The organism is Bacillus sp. URHA0034, from assembly GCF_056280405.1.
Window position 1 is genome coordinate 2361040 of the sequence record NZ_JBWCDK010000002.1, and the last position, 10407, is coordinate 2371446.

8 protein-coding genes are annotated in these 10407 nt (G+C 41.8%); all 8 read right to left on the reverse strand.

The genetic code is table 11. The annotated features are described in order from the left end of the window. Positions 1 to 21 precede the first annotated feature (21 nt). The 8 genes from ACZ9EE_RS13440 to mglB all read right to left on the reverse strand — a co-directional run bounded on the left by ACZ9EE_RS13440 (position 22) and on the right by mglB (position 10247). Complete coding sequence (locus ACZ9EE_RS13440) at positions 22 to 1455, reverse strand: GntP family permease (RefSeq protein ID WP_476027789.1); 1434 nt, start codon at positions 1453 to 1455, stop codon at positions 22 to 24. A 220-nt stretch (positions 1456 to 1675) separates the two neighbouring features. Then, positions 1676 to 2860 carry an acetyl-CoA C-acetyltransferase gene (locus ACZ9EE_RS13445; RefSeq protein ID WP_476027791.1) on the reverse strand — a complete coding sequence of 395 codons (1185 nt, stop codon included), beginning with the start codon at positions 2858 to 2860 and terminating at the stop codon, positions 1676 to 1678. A 115-nt stretch (positions 2861 to 2975) separates the two neighbouring features. After that, a complete protein-coding gene (locus tag ACZ9EE_RS13450) occupies positions 2976 to 3626 on the reverse strand; it encodes a 3-oxoacid CoA-transferase subunit B (protein WP_476027793.1) in 651 nt (216 codons plus the stop codon). After that, on the reverse strand, positions 3623 to 4276 hold the full coding sequence (gene atoD / locus ACZ9EE_RS13455) for an acetate CoA-transferase subunit alpha (protein ID WP_476032949.1): 654 nt from the start codon (positions 4274 to 4276) through the stop codon (positions 3623 to 3625). Before atoD ends, ACZ9EE_RS13450 begins: the two co-directional genes overlap by 4 nt. Before the next feature lie 241 nt (positions 4277 to 4517). After that, entirely contained in the window at positions 4518 to 5699 is a 1182-nt protein-coding gene (locus tag ACZ9EE_RS13460) for an ABC transporter substrate-binding protein (protein WP_476027795.1), read from the reverse strand. A gap of 371 nt (positions 5700 to 6070) precedes the next feature. Next, complete coding sequence (gene mglC, locus ACZ9EE_RS13465) at positions 6071 to 7123, reverse strand: galactose/methyl galactoside ABC transporter permease MglC (protein WP_476027797.1); 1053 nt, start codon at positions 7121 to 7123, stop codon at positions 6071 to 6073. A 12-nt stretch (positions 7124 to 7135) separates the two neighbouring features. Continuing rightward, on the reverse strand, positions 7136 to 8641 hold the full coding sequence (gene mglA / locus ACZ9EE_RS13470) for a galactose/methyl galactoside ABC transporter ATP-binding protein MglA (protein ID WP_476027799.1): 1506 nt from the start codon (positions 8639 to 8641) through the stop codon (positions 7136 to 7138). Positions 8642 to 9182: 541 nt separating this feature from the next. Beyond that, positions 9183 to 10247 (reverse strand): galactose/glucose ABC transporter substrate-binding protein MglB, encoded by a 1065-nt coding sequence (mglB, locus tag ACZ9EE_RS13475; RefSeq protein WP_476027801.1) that lies wholly within the window; start codon positions 10245 to 10247, stop codon positions 9183 to 9185. Positions 10248 to 10407 lie beyond the last annotated feature (160 nt).

Consider the following 10407-nt stretch of genomic DNA (forward strand, 5'->3'; position numbering starts at 1 on the left):
ATTGTCTAGTAATCTTTTTTCTTAGATGATTCCAAAGATGGTATATAGTGCGATCACAAAGAATACCGCTAATGTTTTAATCACCGTAACGGCAAAAATATCTTTATATGATTGTTTGTGTGTTAAGCCTGTTACTGCAAGCAGGGTAATAACTGCACCGTTGTGCGGCAATGTATCCATCCCGCCAGATGCCATTGCAACCACGCGGTGCATGACTTCTGGTGGAATATTGGCTGCGGCAATCGCCTGGTTATACTTATCAGCCATAGCTCCTAAGGCAATCCCCATTCCTCCGGAGGCTGAACCTGTCATACCGGCAAGTGTACTTGTTGTGACTGCCCCGTTTACAAGCGGATTCATGAAGGTACCGGAAATACCATCACTAATTTTTGCAAAACCAGGCAGTGCGGCGATGATTCCGCCGAAACCATACTCAGCACCTGTGTTCATCGTTGCCAGCAGGGATCCGCCAATTGCGGTGTTAAGCCCTTCTTTAAAGTTTTTCGTGACTCGTTTCCAATCATAAAAAAGCGAAGAAATAATCCCAACAACCAATGCCATAATAATAGCCCAAATCGCCGCCATTGCCGTAACATCGACAGTGTAGGCCTTCAAGCCAATTGTTGAAAAATCAAAGCCATTTGGATACCATTTCGGAATATATGTTATAAATAATTTATTCGTCACTCCCACTAGAATGAGTGGAACAAACGCTAAAATTTGTTTTAGAACGGATTGTTGAGAGGTTAAATCTGGAGCAGCTGCTTCATTTGCTTCTAATTTTTCAGCGGCAGCCGCGTTTTCAGCACCAAAGCCATAATAGCCCTCTCCTGCTTTTTCTGCCTTCCTTCTTCTTGATTCAAGATATACGAGTCCTAGAACTAAAACAAAAATAGCTCCAATGATTCCTAGAGTCGGTGCCGCATAAATATCTGTTTTAAAAAAGTTAATTGGGATTACGTTTTGTATTTGTGGTGTTCCCGGTAAAGCGTCCATGGTGAAGGTAAAGGCACCAAGAGCAATCGTCCCAGGAATAAGCCTTTTAGGAATATTCGCTTGTCTAAACATTTGTGCTGCAAATGGATAAATGGCAAAAACGGCTACGAATAAACTTACGCCGCTATACGTTAAAATAGCTCCTAATAAAACAATCGACAGCATCGCACGTTTTGCTCCAAGTAAACGGACAATCGTTTTAGCGATAGATTCTGCAATCCCTGACATTTCAACTACTTTTCCAAAAATCGCCCCTAATAAGAAAACGGCAAAATAGGATTTAATGAAGCCAACCATTTTCTCCATGAATACCCCGGAAAAGAAAGGTAAAACATGGCTTGGATCAATTAGTAATACAGCAAGAAGTGCACATAATGGCGCGAATAAAATAACGGAAAACCCACGGTAGGCTACGAAAATCAACAGCCCGAGCGCCAGTAAAATAACAAATAATTCCATGTAAATCCCCCTAAATTGTTTTTGTAAGTTTCCTCGTTTACCTTCCCCAAATGTTAAGCGCTTCCATTTAAAAACTTACACCTATTTATTTGCAAGAATTATGCCAATTTTTATTTATATTTAAATGAACTAATCATATCTGGAACGATTCCGTAATTCCGGAAAAGTGATTGAAAGCGTTTCTGCAAAAACGGAATTTTCCGTATTTGCGGAAACAATGTTATTTCTCCATTTCTACTACGGTAGCAATTCCTTGACCACCGCCAATACATAGTGTGGCTAGTCCGTAACGGGATTCTCTTCGTTTCATTTCGTGAAGCAGGCTAACTAACACGCGGGCACCGCTTGCACCGATTGGGTGGCCTAAGGCAACCGCACCGCCGTTAACGTTTAATTTTTCTTTTGGAATCTCCAAGTCCCGGCCTACAGCAAGGGATTGAGCTGCAAATGCTTCGTTCGCTTCCACTAAATCCATCTCATTTATGGAAAGAGCTGCTTTTGCTAGTGCCTTCTTAGATGCGGGCACAGGGCCAATTCCCATTATTTTTGGATCCACCCCTGAGGTCCCATTGCCGCGGATGACAGCCATTGGCTTAATTCCCAGCTCTTCTGCCTTTTCTCTGCTCATTAGTACTAGTGCTGCCGCGCCGTCATTGATCCCGGAGGCATTGCCAGCTGTCACCGTACCGTCCTTTTTAAAAGCAGGCTTTAATTTTGCTAATTTTTCAGCTGTCACCCCTGAGCGCGGGAATTCATCTGTATCAAAAACTACAGGCTCTCCCTTACGCTGCGGAATGACAACAGGGACAATCTCATCTTTAAATTGGCTGTCTTTGATGGCTGCTTCTGCCTTTTGCTGGCTCCAGGCCGCAAACTCATCTTGCTCTTCGCGGCTGAGGTCATACTGTTCGGCAATGTTTTCAGCGGTTACGCCCATATGATACGAGTTAATAGCACATTGCAGTCCATCTTGAATCATACTATCGAGAATTTTGCCATCACCCATGCGGTAGCCTGTTCGTCCATCCATCAGCAAGTATGGTGCAAGACTCATATTTTCCATGCCGCCAGCAACGACAACTTCAGCTTCACCAGTTTGGATAGCTTGGGCTGCCAAATGGACTGCTTTTAGACCGGAACCGCACAGTTTGTTGATCGCCATAGCTGAAACCTCAATTGGCAAACCAGCCTTGAGTGCGGCTTGACGTGCAGGACCCTGGCCAAGACCTGCTTGCAGAACATTTCCCATAATGACTTCATCCACTTGATCTCCGCTAATTCCGGCGCGGTTTATGGCTTCTTTAATCACAATGGCCCCTAATTCGGTTGCTGTTGTATTGCTTAATGTCCCCATGAAACTGCCAATTGCTGTCCGTACAGCACTAACGATAATTACCTCACGCATAAATATTTTCCTCCCTCTGCCTGCTCTTATCTATTTTTCTTTTAAAATTACAAACTTGACATTATCAATCACTTTCTAAAGTACTGCCGCGCTTCTTTTTGGAGCCAAGAAGGATTTATCTTATAACAGGACTAACGATAAAAGCAGCTTCTGTCTTTTCCTTTACTGTCTCTAGATCGACACCGTCTTGAAGTTCTTCAAGAACCAAGCCATCCGCTGTTACACGAAAAACAGCCAATTCCGTTACAATTAGGTCAACTACCCCTTTACCAGTCAAAGGAAGGCGGCATTGTTCGAGAATTTTAGACGAACCATTCTTGGCCGTATGTTCCATTGCGACAATAACCTTTTTAGCGCCAGTAACAAGGTCCATTGCCCCACCCATTCCCGGAACCATTTTTCCTGGAACCATCCAGTTGGCAAGATTTCCTTTTGCATCTGCTTCAAGTCCGCCCAGGACGGTAACATCGACATGACCACCGCGAATTAATTCGAAGGAAAACAGGCTATCAAAGAAGGCACCGCCGCGAATAATACCAGCTGGCTGGCCACCGGCATTAACTAAGTCTGGATCAATATCGCCCTCTAGAGGTCCAAGACCCACATAGCCATTTTCCGATTGTAAAATCAAATTAACACCTTCAGGCAAGTAGTTTGGCACCATGGTTGGCAGACCGATGCCCAGGTTTACTACATCACCATCCTTCAATTCCTTTGCCACGCGTGCAGCGATGATTTGTTTTGGATTGACGAGTGTAGTCTTCATGATGGACGACCTCCTTGAACATAAATTTTATCGACGAGGATTCCAGGTGTCATGACTTCATCTGGATCGATTTCTCCTACTTCTACAAGCTGCTCCACTTGGACAATAACGGTGTCAGCAGACAAGGCCATCAACGGGTTAAAGTTCCTGGCCGAGCGGTGATAAATCAAATTTCCGGCCTTATCGGCTTTAAAAGCCTTTAACAAAGCAACTTCAGCACGAAGGGGTTTTTCAAGCAAATATTCCCGACCGTCGACTGTAAACTTTTCTTTTCCTTCCTCGACAACGGTTCCCACTCCAGTAGGAGTTAGCACTCCCCCTAACCCTGAACCACCGGCACGGACACGTTCAGCCAAGGTTCCTTGTGGAACTAGCTCTACTTCCATTTCACCAGCAATCATTTGCCGGCCGGTCTCCGGATTTGTTCCAATATGTGAGGCGATCACCTTTTTCACCCGTTTATTTACTATTAAAGGTCCTACACCCGTTTCTAGGAAAGCGGTGTCATTAGCAATTAAGGTAATGCCCTTTACATTCGTTTCAAGCATTGCTGTAACAAGCTCCTGAGGTGTCCCAACCCCCATAAATCCCCCAGCCATAATGGTCATTCCATCGGCAAAAAGGGATGACACTTCTTCCCTTGAAATCATTTTATTCACTTCAAAAGCACCTCCTGAAAATTAAAAGCGAAGTAAATATGGTTACGCTAATTTAATATGCAAGAAGTGTGCCAAGTACACTAGGCGCTGGGCGCTGGAGCTGGACGTAGATTACTCGTAATACTAATTCACATAGATAAATTTATAATCTCCCACCAAGTAAAAAAGACTCTTTCACCATAGAAGTGAAAAAGTCTTTGTAGAAAATCATATTTCGAGGGAAACCTCAGATTTATTCCGGAGCAACCTTTGTATTAAATACTTGCTTACCGTCTTTATATTCTAAAACTGTTGCAGATTTAATCGGATTGTGATTTTTGTCAATCGTTACCACACCGGTTACAAGTGAAAGATCTTTAGTTTTCTCTAAAGCTGCCTTAATTTTGCTAGGGTCAGTACTTCCCGCACTCTTAATCGCATCTGCTAATAGATAGACAGAATCATAGCCAAGGGCGTTGAAAGCATTCGGTGATTCTCCCTTGTTCTTTTCTTTATAGGCAGATACAAACGTTTGGATCTTTTTGTCTGGATCTTCAGATGAATAGTGATTTGTAATATAGGTGTTGTTTAACGCGTCGGCACCAGCTAATTCTACTAATTTCGGTGAATCCCAGCCATCTGCCCCCATTAATGGAACATTAATTCCTAACTCACGGGCTTGTTTTACAATTAGTCCAACTTCTTCGTAGTATCCAGGAATAAAGATAAATTCAGGATTCTTAGACTTGATACGCGTTAATGTTGCACGGAAGTCTGTATCCTTCCCAACATATGCCTCTTCAGAAACGACCTTACCGCCTGCTTTTTCAAACGTTTCTTTAAATGACGCTGCCAAGCCTTTCGCATAGTCACTGGCACTATCAGCAAAAATTGCAACATTTTTAACCTTTAATTCCTTCGCTGCAAAGTTTGCTGCAACTGTTCCTTGGAATGGGTCAATAAAAGAAGTACGGAATACGAATTCGTTTAATTTCCCTTTATCTGTAACCGTTACATTTGGAGCTGTACCTGATGGAGTTAATAAAACGGTTTTATTGCTATCGGCGATTTCAGCTTGGGCAACTGTGTCACCGCTTGTAGCCGCACCGATAATAGCTGTTACTTTATCTTGGCTAGTTAACTTAATGGCACCATTTGTCGCTTCCGCTGCATCTGATTTATTGTCCACTTTAACAAGCTCGATCTTCTTGCCGTCGACTCCGCCCTTTTTGTTAATTTCATCAACAGCAAGATTGATACCTGAAGCAAGCGACTCCCCATAAGAAGCAACTCCACCTGAAAGTTCTAAGTTTACGCCGAATTTAACGGTATCTCCTCCGCCTCCAGCACTATCTTTTGCTCCCGAACATCCGGCTAATACGCCAGCCAATAATGTTGAAGCCATAAACATCTTTGCAAAATTCTTCTTCATCATGACATCCCCTTTATCTATTTATCTGATTTTTCTGACATAAACATCCATTATTTAGTAGTTTAATAGTTTTAGTGTGTTTAGTCGTTGAATTAATTGATATTTAGTATTGTAATACAATTATTTTCATTCGTCTAGTATATTATTTGTTAATTTGAATATTTCTGAAATATATTATTTTTCAAATACATCAATTGTAAAAAACCCATCTTATAAACAGTTTATCTCTGTCCATAGCTTCTTTTTCCTATTTCCAAAGGTATTCTATAATATCGAACGGTCTATGATTTAAATAACAACGATGGTTGCGTTTTCTTAATAAGATAGCAAAAAGGCAGCTCTCCATGTTGGATGCTGCCCGTTTAGTTTTGTGTTTATTTTTTCTTTGCGTGTTTGCGCATGTCGAAGGCTACTGCGACGATAATGATTAAGCCTTTTACGATAAATTGAATGTACGGGCTTACACCTAGGAAAGCTAATCCGTAGTTGATAACTTGGAAAATAAGAACTCCAGTCACGATCCCTGGAACGGTTCCTATCCCGCCAGTCAATGATACCCCGCCGACTACGCAGGCTGCAATCGCGTCCATTTCGTACATGTTACCTGTATTGTTAGTGGCACTACCTACACGTCCTGCTTCAAGAACGCCAGTGAAGCCGTATAGAAGACCAGCAATCATATAAATGATAATGATATTCTTGGCTACGTTAACCCCTGAAACCTTTGCTGCCTCAGGATTTCCACCGATCGCGTACATGTTTTTACCAAGCTGCGTTTTATTCCAAATAACCCAAATAATAAGCGATACAATAATGGCATAGAAAATTAGATATGGGAATTCATATTGACCAAGCTTAATTCCTCGTTGTGCAAAAGTTGTAAACTTCTCACTTAAACCACCAATCGGCTGTGCACCATATGGAGGACGGTCAAAATAGATGGAAGATGTACCATAAACGACAATCATCATACCTAGTGTGGCAATGAATGGAGGCACATGGAATTTTGCCACAATCACACCACTGATCGCAGAAATTAAACCAGTTGCTAACATCGCAATAATAATTGGAACAAATAGTGGTAATTCATGTAAATGTGGATACATTTTATAAGCATAGTCACTTGCTTGAAGCATGGAGGCTGAAACAACCGCTGCCAGACCGACCATCCGGCCTGCAGAAAGGTCCGTACCCGCCAGAATCAAAATACCTGCTACCCCAAGGGCAATAATAACGCGTGATGACGCCTGACTTAGAATATTAATTAAGTTCGTCATCGATAAGAAGTCTGGAGATGCTACAACGATTCCAACGACTAGTAGAAGTAATACTAAATAAATAACATTATCAACAATCCATTTTGAAAAACCTGATTTCGATCCTTTTGCTTCTTTTAATCCCGCTTTTTTTAATGCTTCTGTACTCATTTTTGTCGCCTCCTAATACAATGCGGCTAATCGCATGATTTCTTCTTGAGAAGTAGTCTTCGTATCAACGATCCCAGCTGCTTTTCCATTACTCATTACTAGAATTCTATCTGTCGTACCCAACAGCTCCGGCATTTCGGAAGAGATCATGATAATTCCCTTTCCGTCTGCTGCTAATTGGTTGATTAATTGGTAAATCTCGAATTTTGCCCCAACATCAATACCTCGTGTGGGTTCATCGAGCAATAATATATCAGGCTTCGTCAATAGCCAGCGCCCAATAATCACCTTTTGCTGGTTCCCGCCGGATAAACTGCCAATTGACGTTTTCTGTGATGGAGTTTTTACCTTCATCGAATCAATTACCCATTGGGTATCGTCTGCTACTTTCTTATTGGATAGGAATCCACTCTTTGTTTTATACTGCTTCATGTTTGAAATGATCGAGTTAAAGCTGATGCTTAAATCGGAAAATATACCGGTGGATCTTCTTTCCTCCGTTACAAGGGCAAAGCCGTTTTTAATGGCGTGCTGCGGAGATTGATTCTTAACCACCTTGCCATTCAGCTCAATCTTTCCGGATTTTAAGGACCTGATTCCAAAAATTGCTTCAACTACTTCTGTCCGTTTGGAACCTACCAAGCCGGCAATTCCGAGTATTTCACCCTTTTTCAGTTCAAAGCTTACATTTTCAAAAGATGGCTGTGTTTCCGCTGTTAAATCAGAAACCTTTAAAATAATATCTCCTGGCTTGTTTTCTTTAGCTGGGAAGCGCTGCGATAGGTCACGGCCTACCATTAGCTTAATGATTTCATCTGTTGTCAGGTCATTTGCGCTTCTAGTCGCAATGTACTGGCCATCCCGCATAATGGTTACTTCGTCTGAAATCTTTAAGATTTCTTCCATCTTGTGCGAGATATAAATGATCGCCACATTCTCACTTTGAAGCCGCTTAATAATTCTAAATAAGTGATTTACTTCCGTCTCCGTTAGGGATGAGGTTGGCTCATCCATTACGATAATTTTTGAATGATAAGATACAGCCTTTGCAATTTCAACCATTTGCATCTCAGAAACAGATAACGAACTAACCTTACTGCGCGGGTCGATATTTATATCTAAACCTTTGAATATCGCTGCGGTATCCTCATACATTTTCTTTTCATCTACGAAAATACCTTTTTTCGGATAACGGCCGAGCCATATATTATCCATAACATTTTGCTGGCGGACCTGGTTCAATTCTTGGTGCACCATGGAAACGCCGTTTTCTAACGCCTGCTTGGAATTGGCAAATGAAATCTCACTTCCATTAAAGATGATTTTGCCATTATCCATCGAATAAATACCGAATAAGCATTTCATCAAGGTCGATTTTCCTGCACCGTTTTCTCCCATTAAGGCATGGACCGATCCCGGCCTCACTTTCAAGCTAACATTGTCTAATGCAAGTACTCCAGGAAATCTTTTTGTGATATTCTGCATTTCAAGTAGATAGGTAGTACTAGATCCTGTCATAAGTGAACCTCCTAACTTAACCATTTAAAAAGTATGAGTGATCCTTCCAAGTCCAACTCATATCTATTTAATAAAAAGTATCTGAGTTTAATATTTGCACGGTTTCCAGCTTCACAAATAGGGAAGCTTAGGTCTCCGAACGAAGGAAAAGCATGATCTTTTCCTTCGTTCGAAGAGCGCCAAGGGGAAGATGGCTCCAACCCCCGGACAGGCGCTTTTCATAGTTTACTTCTTACTGTCTAACTCGAGTGCCTAGGAAAAAAAGAACTAAGGCTTTCCGCTTTTCTATTTGCCTAGATCCAGCTCCCAGCGGCTAGTGTCCTTCGCTCTTTGTCCTACGATAAGTCAACATCGATTCGCTATTTGCTCATCGTGCTGTCTAGCTACAGTGCCTAGGGGCTCGGGGTCATAAGCCAATCCGTCAAGAAGGCTCGTCTTATGCCTGTCGCACCTGATCAAGGCACTTCCGCTTTTCTATTTTCCTTTATCTCGGTCAAAGCGCTCCAGTTCATACGCCGCTAAACGGTCGCTTCCGCTTTTCTTATTTATAAGCATCCTTACCAACTTGGATGTTGTCCTTCGTGATTTCAACATAAGGAACACGAACTGCTTTCTTGTCGTCAAGCTTCCACTCAGTTCCATCTAAAACATCTTTTCCTTTTGCTGCATTTGCTGCAAGGTCAATTGTTGCTTTTCCTTGGTTCTTCGCGTCATTCAAGACTGTACCAACCATTTTGCCTTTTTCGATCATTTCAAGAGCTTCCGGAATTGCGTCAACACCTACAACTGGTACAAACTTGTCGCCAGTGAAGTAGCCTGCTTTTTCAAGCGAGGAAATTGCACCTAATGCCATACCATCGTTGTTAGCGATTACAAATTCGATTTTATCGTTGTACTTAGAAACCCAAGCATCCATCTTTTCAGTTGCTTTTGTTGCATCCCACATTGCTGTATCCATTGCTAATTGATCCACTTGGATACCCTTAGACTTAATGGTGTCAATTACATATTTTGTACGAGCTTCCGCATCTGGGTGTCCTGGCTCACCTTTTAATAATACATATTGAAGCTTGCCATCATGGTTTTTGTCCCACTTATCTTTGTTAGCTTCCCAAGCTTTAGCGATTAATTGACCTTGCAGAACGCCTGATTCTGAAGAAGTAGTTCCTACATAGTAAGCTTTATCATAGCCGCTTAATACGCTTTCGTCCGGCTCTTTATTAAAGAAGATAACAGGAATATCTTTAGCTTTTGCTTTGTCTATAATGGTTTGTGCGGCTTTTGGATCTACTAGGTTGATTGCCAGCGATTTTGCACCTTTAGCAATTAACGTATCTACTTGCTCAATTTGTTTTGCTTGGTCGTTCTGTGAGTCGTTCAGCATTAAATTAACCGTTCCTTTTGCTGACGTTTCCATCGCACGACGCACGTAAGACATGAAGTTATCATCGAACTTATAAATTGTTGCTCCTACAGCTGGAAGGTCACTGCCCTTCTTTCCAGAATCTCCAGATCCGCTTGTCGAACTGCTGCTGCAGCCTGTTGCTAATAGAATACTAGATGCAACTGCTAATGATAGAACCAAACCTTTTTTCTTCACACTCATCAAACTCCCTTTTCTTTTTATAAAGACCCTATTAAGCTGTTTACTTGAAGCTTAATTCAGCCTTAATGTAAGCCCTTGCAAATATAGTATCATGGTGACACCGGCTACAATAGGTGCTACATATAGCACTAATTTGTGATTTCCTAGATTATTTTGCAAT